Source organism: Geodermatophilus maliterrae, assembly GCF_041018925.1.
In the GTDB taxonomy this organism is placed as follows: Bacteria; Actinomycetota; Actinomycetes; order Mycobacteriales; family Geodermatophilaceae; genus Geodermatophilus; species Geodermatophilus maliterrae.
Window position 1 is genome coordinate 1 of the sequence record NZ_JBFNXQ010000117.1, and the last position, 15,614, is coordinate 15,614.

Annotated in this window: 19 protein-coding genes; 8 read left to right on the plus strand and 11 right to left on the minus strand. The window is 75.7% G+C overall.

Annotated features, from left to right (window positions below):
* The coding region (gene egtA / locus ABQ292_RS23250) for an ergothioneine biosynthesis glutamate--cysteine ligase EgtA (RefSeq protein WP_369210081.1) at positions 1-993 on the minus strand (993 nt) is incomplete at its 3' end.
* A 175-nt stretch (positions 994-1,168) separates the two neighbouring features.
* Here egtA and ABQ292_RS23255 point away from each other — a divergent pair.
* Together ABQ292_RS23255 and ABQ292_RS23260 are read left to right on the plus strand one after the other, a co-directional pair.
* Entirely contained in the window at positions 1,169-1,630 is a 462-nt protein-coding gene (locus ABQ292_RS23255) for a DUF309 domain-containing protein (protein ID WP_369210082.1), read from the plus strand.
* A gap of 60 nt (positions 1,631-1,690) precedes the next feature.
* Complete coding sequence (locus ABQ292_RS23260) at positions 1,691-2,131, plus strand: SRPBCC domain-containing protein (RefSeq protein ID WP_369210083.1); 441 nt, start codon at positions 1,691-1,693, stop codon at positions 2,129-2,131.
* A 32-nt stretch (positions 2,132-2,163) separates the two neighbouring features.
* On the opposite strand, the gene ABQ292_RS23265 is transcribed toward ABQ292_RS23260, so the two are convergent.
* Both ABQ292_RS23265 and ABQ292_RS23270 read right to left on the minus strand, forming a co-directional pair.
* The gene (locus ABQ292_RS23265) at positions 2,164-2,664 is read right to left on the minus strand and encodes an HAAS signaling domain-containing protein (RefSeq protein ID WP_369210084.1); all 501 of its coding nucleotides are present in this window, start codon (positions 2,662-2,664) and stop codon (positions 2,164-2,166) included.
* The gene (locus ABQ292_RS23270) at positions 2,661-3,005 is read right to left on the minus strand and encodes a PadR family transcriptional regulator (protein ID WP_369210085.1); all 345 of its coding nucleotides are present in this window, start codon (positions 3,003-3,005) and stop codon (positions 2,661-2,663) included. Before ABQ292_RS23270 ends, ABQ292_RS23265 begins: the two co-directional genes overlap by 4 nt.
* Before the next feature lie 108 nt (positions 3,006-3,113).
* On the opposite strand from ABQ292_RS23270, the gene ABQ292_RS23275 reads away from it, so the two are divergent.
* Complete coding sequence (locus tag ABQ292_RS23275; RefSeq protein ID WP_369210086.1) at positions 3,114-4,622, plus strand: NAD-dependent malic enzyme; 1,509 nt, start codon at positions 3,114-3,116, stop codon at positions 4,620-4,622.
* A gap of 33 nt (positions 4,623-4,655) precedes the next feature.
* Here ABQ292_RS23275 and ABQ292_RS23280 read toward each other — a convergent pair whose 3' ends face one another.
* The gene (locus tag ABQ292_RS23280) at positions 4,656-4,832 is read right to left on the minus strand and encodes a hypothetical protein (RefSeq protein ID WP_369210087.1); all 177 of its coding nucleotides are present in this window, start codon (positions 4,830-4,832) and stop codon (positions 4,656-4,658) included.
* Between the two features lie 151 nt (positions 4,833-4,983).
* Between ABQ292_RS23280 and ABQ292_RS23285 the strand changes: the two genes are divergently transcribed.
* A complete protein-coding gene (locus ABQ292_RS23285) occupies positions 4,984-5,838 on the plus strand; it encodes an Fpg/Nei family DNA glycosylase (protein WP_369210088.1) in 855 nt (284 codons plus the stop codon).
* Between the two features lie 69 nt (positions 5,839-5,907).
* Here ABQ292_RS23285 and ABQ292_RS23290 read toward each other — a convergent pair whose 3' ends face one another.
* A complete protein-coding gene (locus ABQ292_RS23290; RefSeq protein WP_369210089.1) occupies positions 5,908-7,128 on the minus strand; it encodes an MBL fold metallo-hydrolase in 1,221 nt (406 codons plus the stop codon).
* Positions 7,129-7,186: 58 nt separating this feature from the next.
* On the minus strand, positions 7,187-7,738 hold the full coding sequence (locus tag ABQ292_RS23295) for a copper chaperone PCu(A)C domain-containing protein (protein ID WP_369210090.1): 552 nt from the start codon (positions 7,736-7,738) through the stop codon (positions 7,187-7,189).
* Positions 7,739-7,836: 98 nt separating this feature from the next.
* Here ABQ292_RS23295 and ABQ292_RS23300 point away from each other — a divergent pair, with 98 nt between their 5' ends.
* Positions 7,837-8,427 carry a MarR family transcriptional regulator gene (locus tag ABQ292_RS23300; protein WP_369210091.1) on the plus strand — a complete coding sequence of 197 codons (591 nt, stop codon included), beginning with the start codon at positions 7,837-7,839 and terminating at the stop codon, positions 8,425-8,427.
* 47 nt (positions 8,428-8,474) lie between these two features.
* Here ABQ292_RS23300 and ABQ292_RS23305 read toward each other — a convergent pair whose 3' ends face one another.
* Positions 8,475-9,776, minus strand: coding sequence for a Rieske 2Fe-2S domain-containing protein (locus ABQ292_RS23305; protein WP_369210092.1), 1,302 nt, complete (start codon positions 9,774-9,776; stop codon positions 8,475-8,477).
* Between the two features lie 164 nt (positions 9,777-9,940).
* Here ABQ292_RS23305 and ABQ292_RS23310 point away from each other — a divergent pair, with 164 nt between their 5' ends.
* On the plus strand, positions 9,941-10,357 hold the full coding sequence (locus ABQ292_RS23310) for a DUF485 domain-containing protein (RefSeq protein WP_369210093.1): 417 nt from the start codon (positions 9,941-9,943) through the stop codon (positions 10,355-10,357).
* Entirely contained in the window at positions 10,350-11,993 is a 1,644-nt protein-coding gene (locus ABQ292_RS23315) for a monocarboxylic acid transporter (protein ID WP_369210094.1), read from the plus strand. The genes ABQ292_RS23310 and ABQ292_RS23315 overlap by 8 nt, the downstream gene beginning before the upstream one ends.
* A 279-nt stretch (positions 11,994-12,272) precedes the next feature.
* Here ABQ292_RS23315 and ABQ292_RS23320 read toward each other — a convergent pair whose 3' ends face one another.
* The 3 genes from ABQ292_RS23320 to ABQ292_RS23330 form a co-directional block, all read right to left on the minus strand.
* Positions 12,273-12,539 carry a hypothetical protein gene (locus ABQ292_RS23320; RefSeq protein ID WP_369210095.1) on the minus strand — a complete coding sequence of 89 codons (267 nt, stop codon included), beginning with the start codon at positions 12,537-12,539 and terminating at the stop codon, positions 12,273-12,275.
* Between the two features lie 98 nt (positions 12,540-12,637).
* On the minus strand, positions 12,638-13,498 hold the full coding sequence (locus tag ABQ292_RS23325; protein WP_369210096.1) for a manganese catalase: 861 nt from the start codon (positions 13,496-13,498) through the stop codon (positions 12,638-12,640).
* Positions 13,499-13,633: 135 nt separating this feature from the next.
* Positions 13,634-14,386, minus strand: coding sequence for a sensor histidine kinase (locus ABQ292_RS23330; RefSeq protein WP_369210097.1), 753 nt, complete (start codon positions 14,384-14,386; stop codon positions 13,634-13,636).
* 62 nt (positions 14,387-14,448) lie between these two features.
* Between ABQ292_RS23330 and ABQ292_RS23335 the strand changes: the two genes are divergently transcribed.
* Positions 14,449-15,141: a response regulator gene (locus ABQ292_RS23335; RefSeq protein ID WP_369210098.1), complete on the plus strand. Its 693-nt coding sequence runs from the start codon at positions 14,449-14,451 to the stop codon at positions 15,139-15,141.
* Positions 15,142-15,245: 104 nt separating this feature from the next.
* Here the strand turns inward: ABQ292_RS23335 and ABQ292_RS23340 are convergent.
* The coding region (locus ABQ292_RS23340) for a PH domain-containing protein (protein ID WP_369210099.1) at positions 15,246-15,614 on the minus strand (369 nt) is incomplete at its 5' end.

The window sequence follows — 15,614 nt, forward strand, 5'->3', positions numbered from 1 at the left end:
GGCGTCGGCGGCGACCGGGTCGTCGAGGAGCGCGGCGGTGACCGCGGCCAGCGCCGGCCACCAGGGCTCGGGGGCGGCGTCGAGGTAGCGGATCTCCAGGTAGCCGCGGGGGCGCACCGGCGGGAACAGCGTGGACAGGTGGTAGTCGAGGTCGGCCTCCGTCGGCCGGCGCCCGGCCAGCGGACCCGCACCGGTCACCCAGTCGGCGAAGGAGGTGCGCGTGAGCACGGGCTCGGCCTGGCCGGTGTCGGGGTCGTGCACGAGCATCACCGGCGCGGACAGGGCGTAGGCCGCCCACTCGCCGGCCGGGTCGGCGCCGCCGAGCAGGGGACCGCAGCGGGCCTGGTCGAGCGCGCCCCACACGTGCTGCCGCGACGAGCGCCGGCCGGTGGTGGACCCGCCGAGCAGCGGGGAGCAGGCCGAGACCGCCACCAGCACCGGGCCGAGCTGGTGGGCCAGCGCCACGCGGCGGCTCCACCCGCCGGGCGGGCCGGCGTCCAGGTTGACCTGCAGCGACGCGGTGGCGGTCATCATCGCCGTGCCCGGCCGGCCGCAGCCGACGGCGGCGAAGTGCCGCTCCATGGCGCGGTAGCGCGGCGCCGGGCACACCCGTGCCGGCGGCCGCAGCGGGTCGGTGCCCACCGGCGCCAGGCCCAGCCGGGCGCCGGCCAGGACGGCGGCGACGACGGCGCGGTCGGCACGCAGCGCGGCGACCGCGCTGCCCGCGTCGGGCACCGGCGGCCCGGAGAGCTCCACCTGCCCGCCCGGCTCGAGGGTCACCCGGCTGCCGCCCGGCAGCGGCGGCAGCGACTGCAGGACGGCGGTCACCCGGGTCCAGGACACGCGGACGGCGGGGGCGTCGAGGTCGACCAGGTGCGCCTCGAGCTCCAGCCCCACCCTCCCCAGGGGCCCCGGTCGCAGCGCGGCGGCGGTGACGGCGGTGACGGCGGCGTCCAGGTCGAGCGCCGTGCGCTCCTCCACGGCAGGCGCCACGGGGCCCACCCCCCTCCAGGTCCGGACCGGTCGACGTCGACCGCGGGTCGGTGCGGGGGCGACTCCTCGTGCGGGGCCGTCCTCGTCTCCATCAATGCACGTCACGGCGCCGGTGACAACCCCTGCGGGCGGCCGGTCCCGTGCCGTCCGGAGGTGTTCGCGGGAGGATCCCCCGGTGGATCACCCCCGCGACCGCGACGCCGAGGGGCGAGCGCGCAACGCCCGCCCGCGCGACGCGCTGGGCCGCCCGCTGCCGCACGGCGCGCAGGGGGAGGAGCGGGCGCCGGAGGGCGTGCCGCGGACGCCGGACGAGGCGCTGGCCGAGGCCCAGCGGCTGCTCGACGCCGGCCGCCCCTTCCACGCCCACGAGGTGCTGGAGGACGCCTGGAGGTCCGCGCCGGAGCGCGAGCGGCAGCTGTGGCGCGGACTGGCCCAGCTGGCCGTGGGGCTGACCCACGCCGCCCGGGGCAACGCCCGGGGCGCGGCCCGGCTGCTGGAGCGCGGTGCCGGCAATGTGGCACCCTACGCGGACGCGCCGCCGCACGGTCTCGACGTCGCCGGGCTGGTGGCCTGGGCGACCGAGCCTGCACGGGCCGACGTCGCCGCGCCGCCGCGGCTGCGCGGACCCGCCCGCTGAGCCCTGGCCCGGCCCGCTGACCCGGAGCAGACTGCGGAGCGGGCCCACAGGAGGGGAACGATGAGGAGCTACGAGGCGGTCACGCGCATCGACGCGAGCGCGGAGGAGGTCTGGCGGCACCTGGTCGACGTCGGCAGCTGGCGGGACTGGGACTCCGGCGTCGACCGGGTCGAGGGCCGGGTCGCCCTCGGCGAGCGGCTCACCCTCTACGCGACCATGATCCGCAGCCGGCCGTTCACCGTCACCGTGACCGAGCTCCGGCCGCGGGAGGCGATGCGCTGGCGCGGCGGGCTGCCGTTCGGGCTGGCGGTCATCGAGCGCACGTACGGCCTGGACGCGCAGGAGGACGGGTCGACGGTGCTGACCGTCCGCGAGGACCAGACCGGCCCGCTGGCCTGGGTGACCGAGCGCGCCACCCCCGACCTCAACCCCTCGTTCCGCCAGTTCTGCGCCGGGATCAAGGCCCGCGCGGAACGGCAGGCGGCGAGCCCGTCCGGCTGACGTCGCCTCCCGGCCGACCCGCTGAGCCCGGCTCAGACGGTCAGGAGGGCGAGCAGCCAGGTCAGTGCCATGAGCGCTGCCAGGAACACGGTCATGACCAGGACGACCCGTGCTCGGCCGGGAGTGAGGCGACGCCCGGTGCGCGGGTCGGGGACCGGCGCGTTCCGGCGCGCCTGCGCGAGCACCGGCGGCACCCACAGCAGCCATCCGATGCCCAGCACGACCCCGGCGGGCAGCCCGTGGAGCGGCTCGCCGCGGACCAGACCGAAGACGCCGCGGGAGATCAGCCAGCCGCAGACCGCGCTCAGCACGATCAGCGCCCGGAAGGAGACCCAGGAACCGCGCGAGCGTGGCTGCGTCACGCTGGCGGCGTAGTCGCGCGCCGGGCCGAAGGCCTCGCGCGGGTCCTCCCCGGTCTCGGCGACGTGGCTCTCGACCTCGGCGACGATGTCGCCGATCCGCTCGGGCGCGACGTCGCGCAGCCGCAGCGCCTGCACCAGCTCGCGCCGGTAGGTGTCGGTGCCGGTGGTCATCGGGGACTCCCCACGGACGGGAGCAGGCCGGCGGCCCGCTCGGTGAAGGTGTGCCAGGCGGCCACGCGTTCGGTCAGGTGCGCACGGCCGTCTGCGGTCACGGTGAAGAACTTGCGGCCCGGCCCGGCCGCGCCCGCGCGCCAGGACGAGGTGACCAGGCCGTCCTGCTCGAGCCGGTTGAGCACCGGGTAGAGGGTGCCGCCCTTGATCGTGCCGAGGCCGGCTGCCTGCAGGCGCTGGGCGATCGCGTACCCGTAGGTCTCCTCCTCGGCGACGACCGCCAGCACGGAGAGCGGCAGCGTCGCCCGCAGCCACTCGGCGGGCCAGGGCTCGGCTGACATGACTAGACGGTATTGCTGACTAGTCAGTGAGGCAATCTACTGCGGTGTCCGCGAACACTGTGACCGCAACCACGCCGCGCGGACGCTCCGGGGGCAGGATGGGGAGCCGTGAGCAGCGTCACGAGCACCGGTCCCGCACCTGCCAGCGGCGACGCGTCGCCGGGTGACCCGGCCGCCGTGCCCCGCGGGCCGGTGACCTCGGCGTCCTACTCGATCACCGTCCGGCTGACCGCCGACGGCGACCCGGCCAGCATCGGCCGGATCGCCACCGCGGTGGGGCAGGCCGGCGGTGCGGTGACCGCCATCGACGTCGTCGAGTCGCGGTCCGACGGGCTGACCGTCGACGTCACGTGCTCGGCCGCCGACGCCGCGCACTCCGAGGAGATGGTCGCCGCGCTGCGCGCCGTCTCCGGCGTGACCGTGCGCAAGGTCAGCGACCGCACCTTCCTGCTGCACCTGGGCGGCAAGCTCGAGGTGGCCTCCAAGGTCCCGCTGCGCACCCGCGACGACCTCTCGATGGCCTACACGCCCGGCGTCGCGCGGGTCTGCCTGGCCCTGGCCGAGCACCCCGAGGACGTGCGCCGGCTGACCATCAAGGGCAACACGGTCGCCGTCGTCACCGACGGGTCGGCGGTCCTCGGCCTCGGCGACCTCGGACCGGGCGCAGCCCTGCCGGTGATGGAGGGCAAGGCGGCGCTGTTCAAGCGGTTCGCCGACATCGACGCCTGGCCGATCTGCCTCGACACCCAGGACGTCGACGAGATCGTGCGCACCGTCGAGCTGCTGGCCCCCGGCTTCGGCGGGATCAACCTCGAGGACATCGCCGCGCCGCGCTGCTTCGAGATCGAGGCCCGGCTGCGCGAGAAGCTCGACATCCCGGTCTTCCACGACGACCAGCACGGTACGGCGATCGTCGCGCTGGCCGCACTGCGCAACGCCCTGCGGGTGGTGGACAAGCACCTGCCGGACGTGCGGATCGTCGTCGCCGGGGCCGGCGCGGCCGGGACGGCGATCGTGCACCTGCTGCTGGAGGCCGGTGCCGGACAGGTGCTGGTGTGGGACCGCGAGGGCATCCTCGCGCCCGACGACGACCGGCTGTCCCCGGCCAAGCGGGCGCTGGCCGAGCTGACGAACCCCGCGTGCACGCGCGGCGAGCTGCCCGACGCGCTGGTCGGCGCCGACGTCTTCATCGGCGTGAGCGCGGGCAACGTGCTGCCGGTCGAGGCGCTGGCCGGCATGGCCGAGCGGGCGGTGGTCTTCCCGATGGCCAACCCCACGCCGGAGGTCGACCCGGTGCGGGCGCGGCAGCACGCCGCCGTCGTGGCCTCGGGCCGGTCGGACCTGCCCAACCAGATCAACAACGTGCTGGCCTTCCCCGGCGTCTTCCGCGGCCTGCTCGACGCCCGGGCCACGGAGATCAGCGACGGGATGCTGCTGGCGGCGGCCGAGGCCCTGGGGGCGGTGGTCCGCGACGACCAGCTCAACGCCAACTACATCATCCCGAGCGTGTTCGACCCGGCGGTCACGCCCGCCGTCGCCGCCGCCGTCGCCGAGCAGGCCCGCACCGAGCCCGGCGCGACCGTCGAGGTCACCGACCGGACGGGCCTGATCGACTGAGGTCCCGGCCGGTCCCCGTGGGGACCGGCCGGGCTACTCCGTCTCCGGCTCGGCGGGTCCCGACTCCTCCGGCTCGAAGGTGTCGGCCTCGCCGAGGCCCACGCCGACGCCGCTGTCGGTCGGGACCGACGGTCCGCCGCCCTGGTCCTGCTCGGGCGCCGACGGACGGGTCTCGTCCACCGGCGGCCGGCCCTGCGTGCTCTCGGTCATGTCCGAGCCTCCCCCACGACGACTGGCCCGGACGCTAGGCACGGCGGGCGCCCGGGGCAAGGCGGGGCCGCGCCGCCGTCCGTCCCGCCGGCGCGGCGGGTCCACTCGATCGGGGACGGCGCGGAGCGGGCGCGGCGGGGATCATGGCCGCGTGCCCGAGTTGCCCGAGGTGGAGGCGCTGGCGGCGTTCCTCCGCGAGAACGCCGTCGGCCGGGTGGTCGCGCGCGCCGACCTGGCCGCCGTCCAGGCGATCAAGACCTTCGACCCGCCGCTGTCGGCGCTGGCCGGCCTGGAGGTCACCGGCGCCGGCCGGCTGGGCAAGTTCCTCGACCTCGACGTCTCGGGGCTGCACCTGGTCGTCCACCTGGCCCGCGCCGGGTGGCTGCACTGGCGCACCGGGCTGCCGGCCGCGCCGCCCAAACCGGGCAAGGGGCCGCTGGCGCTGCGCGTGCACCTGGACGACGGCAACGGCTTCGACCTCACCGAGCAGGGCACCCGCAAGGGCCTGGCGGTCTACGTCGTCCGGACGCCGGCCGACGTCCCCGGCATCGCCCGGCTGGGCCCCGACGCCCTCGCCGTCGACCGCGAGACCCTCGCCCGGCTGCTGGCCGGCCGGTCCGGCCAGCTCAAGGGTGCCCTCACCGACCAGACGCTGATCGCCGGCATCGGCAACGCCTACTCCGACGAGATCCTGCACACCGCCCGGCTCTCGCCGTTCAAGACGGCCGACAAGCTCACCGACGCCGAGGTGGTCCGGCTCTACGACGCGGTGCGGGACACGCTCACCGACGCCCTCGAGCGCCAGGTCGGGCAGCAGGCGGCCATGCTCAAGGGCGAGAAGCGCTCCGGCCTGCGGGTGCACGCGCGCACCGGCCTCCCGTGCCCGGTGTGTGGGGACACCGTGCGCGAGGTCAGCTTCGCCGACACCTCGCTGCAGTACTGCCCGACCTGCCAGACGGGCGGCAAGCCCCTGGCCGACCGGCGGATGTCGAAGCTCCTGCGCTGATCGAAGGACCCCCCTGCCCCCTCACCCCTCGCTGTCGCTCGCGGCGGGCCCCGGCAGGAGGGCCGACCTTCAGCGTGCCGCGCGGGAGGCCCGCCAGGCCGCCAGGCGGGCGATCGCCGCGCTGCCCGCACCGCCGTCGTCCGCGGCGCCGGCCTCCGCGGACCCGACGGCGCTCCACCAGTCCTCCAGCGGGGGCGGGGCGAGGACGTCGACCCGCTGGCCCGGCCGGGGCACGACCACCTGGACGCCGGAGCGCTCCGCGGCGGCCAGCAGCCGCTGCACCGGCTCGGCCCAGCGGTGGAAGGCCAGGTTGAAGGTGGCCCAGTGGACCGGCAGCAGCACGCGGCCGCCCAGGTCGCCGTGCGCGCGCACCGCCTCCTCGGGGTCCATGTGGATGGTCCTCCAGGCCTCGTTGTAGGCACCGACCGGCAGCAGGGCGAGGTCGAAGGGACCCAGCCGGGCGCCGATCCCGGCGAAGGCCGGCGTGTACCCGGTGTCGCCGCCGAAGAAGACGCGGTGCCGCGGCCCGGCCACCACCCACGACGACCACAGCGTGGTGTCGCGGGTCAGGTAGCGGCCGGAGAAGTGCCGCGCCTCGGTGCAGGTGACCGTGAGGTCGCCGACCCGGGTGGCGCCGTCCCAGTCCAGCTCGACGACCCGCTCCTCGGGGACGCCCCAGTGCCGCAGGTGCCCGCCCACCCCCAGCGGGACGACGAACGGCGCGTCCTGCTGCTCGACGAGCGCCCGCACCGTGGGCAGGTCGAGGTGGTCGTAGTGGTCGTGGCTGACCAGGATCGCGTCGACCCGCGGCAGGGTCTCCAGCGCCACCGGTGGCTCGTGCAGCCGGGTCGGCCCGAACACCGGCGACGGCGAGACGCGGTGTGCCCAGACCGGGTCGACCAGCACGCGTGCGCCGTCGACCTCGAGCAGCGCGCTCGAGTGCCCGAACCAGGTGACGGCGAGTTCTCCGGCCTGGGCCGGGAGCTCGGGCCGGGCCAGCGGGATCGGCCGCGCGGGCAGCCCGACGTGCCGATCGTCGTGCCACTGCCGCAGCAGCCCGCGCCGGGCGTTGGGCGGCGGCACCGACGGGGTGGGCAGGGTGTTGTGGAACCGGCCCTCCGACCACTGCGGTGACCCGGCCACGGTCGGCCGGATCTCGCGCCGGCCGGCGCCGATGGCGGTCGGCAGTCCCCAGGCGGCGCGGGCGATCCAGCCCGCGGGCAGGGCGAGGGCGGCGGTGGTCAGGGCAGCGCGGCGGACCCGGTCGCGGGACTCGGCGGGGGACGGCACGCCCTCCAGCATCCCAGCCGGCGCCGGAGGGGGGCCGGGAGCGTCGGTGAGGCGGCGGTCACGGCGTCGGGTCCTCGGCGGGGTCGGGGAAGTCGAAGGGCGGCGTGGGCTCCTGTCCCTCGGCGGCGACCACGGCGTCGATCGTCACCTCGCCGGCCTGCTCGAAGGCGAACGTCACCGGGATCGACTGGGACGAGCGCAGCGACTCCTCCAGGCCGGTGAGGGTGATAGTCGGCGCGCCCTCCGCGCCGACGTAGACGTTGTCGTCGGCGGCGACGGGGATCGCGAACTCCCCGCCGTCCCCGTCGACGGCGTCGGCGAAGGGCCCGGTGACGTCGACCAGCACGTCGTCGGTGGGACCGCTGTTGGCGATGCCCAGGAAGAGCCGGGCGTCCTCGCCCTCCGCGTACACCCCGTCCAGCGGGTACTCGAGCTGCACCTGGAGCACCGACAGGTCGCCGGTGACGGCCTCGTCCGGGCCCACCGCGCCGCCGGAGACCTCGGGACCGGGGACGGACAGCGGCTCCTCCGTGGTGCAGGCGGGCAGGGCCAGGGCGAGGGCGGCCGGCGCGGCCAGCCAGGCGCGACGGCGTCGGGGCGTGCGGGTCATGCTCGTCCTCCTCGGCATCGGGTGCGGTGCCGTACGGTTACCCCACCGCTCTTGCGGGATGCCAACTGTTGCCATACTGCAATATCGAGGAGGTCGGGGTGGACGACGTGCTGCTCGGGGTGGTCCGCACCGCCGTCGGGGTGTCCACCCGCGCGGCGGCACGGCTCGGCGGCGTCTCGCTGGTGCAGTTGCGCGCCCTCACCGTGCTGCACGAGCGACCCGACGCGCCGCTGGCCGAGCTCGCCCGGGGCGTGGGTGGCAGCGTCTCGACGACCAGCCGGCTGGTCGACCGCCTGGTCACCGCCGGCCTGGCCGACCGCCGTCCCTCCCCGGCCAGCCGGCGGTCGGTCAGTCTGCGGCTCACCCCGGCCGGCGAGGACCTGCTCGGCCGCTACGACCGGCTCCGGCTGGCCGAGCTGCGGGCCGTCCTGGCCGAGGTGCCCGGGGACCGCCGGGACGCGGTGCTGACGGCGCTCGTCGAGTTCACGGCGGCCGCGGGGCGTGCCGCGGCGGCCCCGGCGTCGACCCCGGGAGACGGCGTCCGGCCTGCCGTGCACGAGGCCGGGGGCGGCGACGGCGGTGACCCGGCGTGCTGGCTCCACCGGGTGTGCCCCGCCTGCGGTCGCCTCGCCGACGAGGACCCGCCGACCCGCTGTCCCGCGTGCGGCGAGGAGCTCACCGTCGACTGAGCACGGACCGCCCCGCCGTCGTCCCCCCACCGCAGCGCGGGCGGGCCTCAGCGGGCGGCGGCGAAGTCGGCCAGGGCGCGGCGCAGCGCCACACCCAGCCGGTCCGCGCGCACGTGCAGCTCGTCGCGCATCCCCAGCGGCAGGCCGGTGCTGGCCATCTGCGCCTGCAGCTCGAGGTCCTCGGCGAGGACCCGCTGCTCGACGGCGACCTCGGCGGCGACGACGTCGGGGGAGGGCAGCGGCTGCCCGGGCCCGGCCGACAGCAGCAGGCAGGTGTAGACGCGCGTGGAGTCGGGGTCCTCGGGCTGCAGCAGGAACAGGATCGTCGTCGCCGCCCCCGAGTCGAGGAGGTCCAGCCGCAGCCGCAGCTGGAACGGTGCCCGGTACACGTAGGTGGCCCGCCGCCGATGCCGCAGCGGCTGCTCCCCGGTGGCCACCCCGCGGTCCTGGGGGGCGTCGCACCACCGCTCCTGCACGCTGGTGAACCCGCCCGGCTCCGCGTCGACGTCGTGGGCGGGGAGCTCCACGCGGTCGGCCGCGCCGGAGGTGGCCGCGTGCACGAACGGGACGTGCGCGACGTCCAGGAAGGCGTCGGCCAGCGGCCCGGCCGGACCCGGCGAGCGGGTGGGCGGCAGCCAGCCGCGGACGAACCTCCGGTCGTCGTCCTCGGGCAGCTCCAGGGGGACGTCGCGCGGCTCGGCCGGCGCCAGCCAGACGACGCCGAACCGCTCGCGCACGCCCCACGCCGGCGGATCGGCGGACAGTTCCTCCCCGGTGCGGCTCAGCGACCAGGTGCGCCCGAGCAGCCGGACCTGCAGCCAGCCACCCGGCCGCAGCTCACGGGCGAGCGCGACCGGGTGCCAGGCGTGCTCGAGCGAGGGGTCGAGGTTGCCGAACACCGGTCCGGCCGGCGGCTCGGGGTCCGGTGCCGGCTCCGGCAGCGGGTCGCCCGCGGGTGCCGGCGGCAGGGTGACGGCGGTGCGCTCGGGCGCCAGCCAGACCCATCCGTGTCGCTCCTCCACCGCCCACGGCACGGTGAGGTCCGCCCGCGGCGGCGCCGTCCCGTCGGGCCCGAGGGAGGGGACGTCCACGCAGCGGCCCTCGCCGTCGAACCGCCAGCCGTGGTACGGGCACTGCAGGCGGGCCTCGACGACGGTGCCCGCCGCCAGCGGCACCAGCCGGTGCGGACAGCGGGCCGGGAAGGCGCTGACCTCCCCGCCCGGCCGCAGCCGGACGACGACGTACGCGCGGCCGTCGGCGCCCACCGGCACCGGCGTCGTCCCGACCTCGGTGGCGCGCGCCACCGGGAACCAGCCCGTCGACCGTGCGGTCGTCCCCGTCGTGCCCATGACCCATTGCAGCGTCGGTGCGCTACCGCGGCGTTACGACCGGTGGAAGGTCAGGTCACGGTCTCGTCCCGTTGTGCACAATCGGACGACCCGGCGCCCTATAGTGAGCCCGCTCACCATGGCGGCACTTCGGTCCATGGCCCACGACGACGAGGGAGCGACCCGTGACACCACCCGCCGAGCGGCGGCTGCTGACGCCGGAGGAGTACCGGCAGGCGCAGGACTCTCCGGAGTTCACCGAGTTGCGACGGCGCTTCCGTCGCTTCGCGTTCCCGATGACGGTGGCCTTCCTGGCCTGGTACCTGCTCTACGTCCTGCTCTCGACCTACGCGCCGGACTTCATGGCGACGCCGGTCTTCGGCAACGTCAACCTCGGCATCCTGCTGGGGCTGGCGCAGTTCGTGTCGACGTTCGTGATCACCCACGTCTACGTGGCACACGCCAACCGGCGCACCGACCCGATCGCCGACGAGATGCGCGAGCGGCTCGAGCACCACGAGTACGCCGCCGGTCGCCACAGCACCTCCCCCGGCGCCGGCACCGCCGGTGCGGACCTCGGCAAGGGGGCCACGCGTGGTTGAGACCGTCCTCGCCGCCGACGCGACGATCGGCAGCCCGGCGATCAACATCTCGATCTTCGGCGTCTTCGTCCTGATCACGCTGGTGATCACCTTCCGGGCCAGCCGGAACAACACCAGCGCGGCCGACTACTACGCGGCCGGCCGCAACATCAGCGGCACCCAGAACGGCCTGGCCATCGCCGGCGACTACCTCTCGGCGGCGTCGTTCCTCGGCATCGCCGGGGCCATCGCCGTCTACGGGTACGACGGCTTCCTCTACTCGATCGGCTTCCTCGTCGCCTGGCTGGTGGCGCTGCTGCTGGTCGCCGAGCTCATGCGCAACACGGCCCGGTACACGATGGCCGACGTCCTGGCCTTCCGGATGCGGCAGGGCCCGGTGCGCACGGCCGCGGCGATCTCGACGCTGGCGGTCTCGCTGTTCTACCTGCTGGCGCAGATGGCGGGCGCCGGCGGTCTGGTCACGCTGCTGTTGGGCGTCACCGGTGAGGCCGCGCAGGCGCTCGTCGTCGTCCTGGTCGGCGCGCTGATGATCGTCTACGTGCTGGTCGGCGGCATGCGCGGCACCACCTACGTGCAGATCATCAAGGCCACGCTGCTCATCGCCGGCGCGCTGGTGATGACGCTCTGGGTCCTGGCGCTGTACGGCTTCAACCTCTCGGCGCTGCTCGGCGACTCGGTGGCCAACGCCGTGGAGGGCCGCGACGTCCTCGCGCCGGGTGCGCAGTACGGCGCGACCAGCATCTCCCAGCTCGACTTCATCTCGCTGGCGCTGGCCCTGGTCTTCGGGACGGCGGGCCTGCCGCACGTGCTGATGCGCTTCTACACCGTGCCGACGGCGAAGGACGCCCGTCGCTCGGTGGTCTGGGCGATCTGGCTGATCGGCATCTTCTACCTGTTCAGCCTGGTGATCGGCTACGGAGCCGGCGCACTGGTCGGGCCGGAGACCATCCTCGGCGCCCCCGGTGCGGTCAACTCCGCCGCTCCGCTGCTGGCCTTCGAGCTGGGCGGCACGGTGCTGCTCGGCATCATCGCCGGCGTCGCGTTCGCCACGATCCTCGCGGTGGTCGCCGGCCTGACGATCACCGCGTCGGCCTCCTTCGCGCACGACGTCTACGCGTCGGTGATCAAGAAGGGGAAGGTGTCGCCCAACGGTGAGGTGCGGGTCGCCCGCATCACCGCCGTCGTGATCGGCGCGATCTCGATCGGCCTGGGCATCCTGGCGCTGCAGGCCGGGCTGAACATCGCCTTCCTGGTGGCGCTGGCCTTCGCCGTCGCGGCGTCGGCCAACCTGCCGACCATCCTCTACACGCTGTTCTGGAAGCGGTTCACCACCCAGGGCGCGCTGTGGTCGATGTACGGCGGGCTGATCACCTGCCTCGTGCTGATCATCTTCTCGCCGGTCGTGTCGGGTGCGCCGGTCAACCCGGCCACGGGTCTGTCCCCGTCGCTGTTCCAGGACGTGGACTTCCACTGGTTCCCGCTGAACAACCCCGGCATCGTGTCGATCCCGCTGTCCTTCTTCCTGGGCTGGCTCGGCACGATCCTGTCCAAGGAGAAGCCCGACCTCGACAAGAACGCCGAGCTCGAGGTGCGCTCCCTCACCGGGATCGGGGCGGAGAAGGCCGTCCAGCACTGAAAGGACCCCCTCCCCACCTCTCGCTCCGCTCGGGGCGGGACCCGGGAGGGGGCCTCAGCACCACCGGGGCGCGCGTCCCTCCCGGGGGCGCGCGCCTCGCGCGTTCGGGCACCAGGGCGCGCGTCCCCACCGGGGCGCGCGCCCCGCGCGTTCGACGGCCGGCGCGGTCGCAGGACCCGGTCCAGGCCGCGTCCTCCCGTACCGCAGCGCGTCCTCCCTGACCGCGGGACGTCCGGGAGGACGCGCGACGATCAGGTCCCCTGATCGTCGCGCGGCGACTCAGGCTGTGCGGACGGCGGCAGCCGGGGCCTCGGGGACCAGCGCGGCCTCGGTGGGGAGGGCGGCGTCGACGGTGCGGACGGCGGCCGCGGTGGTCGGCACGGACCGGCGCGAGCGGCGCACGGCCCAGCGGGCGACCAGGGCGGTGAGGACCACCAGACCGGCCAGGGTCTGCGGTCCGGGGGCGGTGACGGTCGTGGCGACGGCGACGGCGAGTGCCGCGGCGTAGACGACGGTGAGCAGGACGGCGGGGGCGGGCAGGTGCACGGGGGACCTCCGGGAGGTGGCACCCGCCGGGCCGGCGGCCGGGCTGCGGGAGCCCGGCCACCGGCGCGGCGACGGCGCGGTGGGCGAGGGTCAGTGCCTCACTTCAGGAGGTCCTTGGCCTTCTGCAGCAGGGTGTGCGCCTCGGTCTGCGGCGTGCTGTAGAGCCGCGGGTCGCCCGGGGGCAGCGTCGGGCCGTCGGCCGTGGCCTCGATCGCCGCGGCGCGGAACTGGCTGCGGCCGTCGATCGAGGGACCGGAGGCCCAGCGGCCGTTGGCGGCCTCGGGGCCGTCGGAGGCCTGGATGAAGGTGTAGCCCAGGTCGCCGACCTCCTCGTCGAGCGGGAAGGCCTCGGGGACGGGCAGCCCCTCGAGGCCGTCTTCCTTGAGCTGCTCCACCGCGGCCAGCCACTGCTGCTGGTGCATGTGGTCGCGGGTGATGAGGAACCGGAGCATGTCCTTGACGCCCGGGTCGTCGGTCATGTTGTAGATGCGGGCCACCTGCAGCCGGCCCTGCATCTCCGCCGTCGCGTTGTAGTAGAAGTCGGCCATGAGGTTGCCGCTGGCGGTCACGTACGCGCCGGTCCACGGGTTGCCCATGCTGTCCATGTAGGACGCCGCCTGGCCGTTGACGATCAGGTGCTGCGGGTTGTGCTGCCCGTAGCCGGCGGCGGCCTCCTTGCTGCGGTCGGCCGCGTCGGGCTTGAGCGGCGCGTGGTCGAGCAGTCGGTCGATCATCGTGATGATCATCTCGACGTGGGCCAGCTCCTCGGTGCCGATCGAGAGGAGCATGTCCTTGTACTTGCCGGGCAGCCGGCAGTTCCAGCCCTGCAGCAGGTACTGGGTGGCGACGGTCATCTCGCCCCACTGACCGCCGAGGATCTCCTGCATCTTGCGGGCGAAGTCCGGGTCGGGGCCGTCGGGCTTGGCCTCGTACTGCAGGGCGTGGGTGTGGGTGAACACGGGCTCTCCCTCGGAGGATCGGGCACGGGCAGGCACTGCGCTGTCGTCGCGGCCACCGCGTGCTGCGGTGACACCACGGATCTGCCCGCGCCCGGTGGCCCACCCGTGCCGTCCGGTGGCCCGCTCGTGCCATCCTCAGCGGTCCGGGAGGGCCACCGTCAGCGTCAGCCCGGCGTCGCTCAGCGCCCAGGACACCCGGCCGCCGAGGTCCCGGGCGTGCCGCTGCACCGACCACAGGCCCAGGCCGGTGAGGTCGACCGGCGGCGTGTCGCCGCGGAGGTACTGCACCACCCGCTCGGGACGGGCGACGTCCTGCGTGAGCGCCAGGCGGACGAGGCCGCCCCGGCAGGTCACGGTCAGCAGCACCGGGGCGCCGTCGCCGTGCCGGTGGGCGTTCTCGAGCAGGTTGGTGAGGATCCGCTGCACCCGGGCGTCGCCCACGGTCACGTCGGAGGCGCAGTCCTGCACCGCCACCGTGAGCCGGTCCGCGGGCAGGCCGGCGGCGGCCGCCGAGGCGTGGAGGACGTCGCCGAGCAGCCGCCGGGACGGGCCGCGGCGCACCGCACCGCCACTGGCGTCGGCGGTGCGCAGCATCGAGGACAGGTGCGCGGTCTGCGCGCGGGCCAGGTCCAGCAGCTCGCCGCGCACGGCCGCGGGGTCGGGGGAGGAGCGGTCCAGCCTCCGCAGCACGGCCTCGAGCGAGGCCAGCGGGCTGCGCATGTCGTGGCACATCGCCCGCAGGAGCGCGCTCTCGGGCGTGGGCAGCGGTTCCTGCTCGGGGCGGCGTCCGCGGGCGCCGCGGGCGAGGTGGGTGCGCAGCACGCGGGCCAGGTCGGTGAGCAGTCCGCCGGGTCGGTCGGCGACGGGGGTGTCGGGGGCCAGGGTCACGGGCACCTCCTGGGTGCGCTCGGCCAGCCCCGCCGCGCGCGACGGGCCGGACGAGGAGGGTCGTGGGGTCGACCGACGCCGGGACTGAGCGCCAGACGCACGTGGACGTGGTCGTCGTCGACGACCACCCGCTGTTCAGCCGGGGGTTGTCCCTGCTGCTGCCCGGGGTGAGCGAGGGCCGCGTGCGCGTCGTGGCCACCACCGACGACGCCTCGGCCGCCGCGGCGCTGGTGCGCCGGCACCACGCCGACGTCGCCGTGGTCGACCTGCACATGCCGCCGCCGGGCGGCGTCCGGGCGATCGCGGCGATCCGCCGGGCCGACCCGATGGTGCGGGTCGTGGCGCTCTCCGGGCTGGCCGAGGCCGACGCCGCCCTCGAGGCGCTGCGGGCCGGGGCGGCCGGCTTCCTGCCCAAGACCGCCGACCCCGAGACGCTGGTCCGCCCGCTGCTGGCGGTGCTGGACGGCTGGTCGGTGGTCCCCGAGTCGCTGCTGCGCCAGCTGCTCGACGACTCCGCGCCGACCGGCGAGCAGACCGTGGCCGACCGGCTGACCAGCGACGAGCGGCGGCTGTGGCGGCTGGTGGCCGACGGCACGAGCACCGTCGACATCGCCACGACGCTGCACGTGTCCGAGCGGACCGCCAAGCGGCTGGTGGCCGCGCTGCTGCGCAGTCTCGGGGTGGCCACCCGCGTCGAGGCCGCGGCGCTCGCCGGCCGCGTCGGCCTGGGGAAGGGGACCGGCGGGCCGGGCTGAGCGGCGGACGCGCCGCGGAGCGGACGACATCGCGGGCCCGCTACCCGGCCCGGAGATCGACACGCTCCGGTTCCGTTGATCTGGCCCCGACGGGCCAGCGGCGGTCAGCCGGCGGGGACGGGGTCCCCGCCGGCGCCGGACGCGGTGGCCCACGGGCCCGACGCCGCCTCGGTGAACGGGCCGACGTCGGCGGCGGCCATGTCCACCGCCGCATAGCCGCCGGCGCCGGCGCCGACGCAGGCGACGACGGTGGCCAGGCCCGCGCGCCGCTGCACGACGCTCTGCCGCACCTGCCAGCCGACGACGGCCCGCCGCTGCAGCACCGCCTGCTCCCGCACCAGCAGCCCGCTGCGCACGCTGAACGACCGCGGCCCGACCGTGTGGCCGAGCGCCGCGTAGCGCCCCAGACCCAGCGGCACGCCCAGGACGGTGAGGACGACGCCGGCCGCCAGCAGCCCCCACCAGCCGGTGGC

Coding starts and splice junctions, on each gene's coding strand:
- ABQ292_RS23260 (WP_369210083.1), top strand. CDS start 1,691: ATGAGGAGCTACGAGGCGGTCACGCGCATCGACGCGAGCGCGGAGGAG.
- ABQ292_RS23265 (WP_369210084.1), bottom strand. CDS start 2,664: ATGACCACCGGCACCGACACCTACCGGCGCGAGCTGGTGCAGGCGCTG.
- ABQ292_RS23270 (WP_369210085.1), bottom strand. CDS start 3,005: ATGTCAGCCGAGCCCTGGCCCGCCGAGTGGCTGCGGGCGACGCTGCCG.
- ABQ292_RS23280 (WP_369210087.1), bottom strand. CDS start 4,832: ATGACCGAGAGCACGCAGGGCCGGCCGCCGGTGGACGAGACCCGTCCG.
- ABQ292_RS23295 (WP_369210090.1), bottom strand. CDS start 7,738: ATGACCCGCACGCCCCGACGCCGTCGCGCCTGGCTGGCCGCGCCGGCC.
- ABQ292_RS23305 (WP_369210092.1), bottom strand. CDS start 9,776: ATGGGCACGACGGGGACGACCGCACGGTCGACGGGCTGGTTCCCGGTG.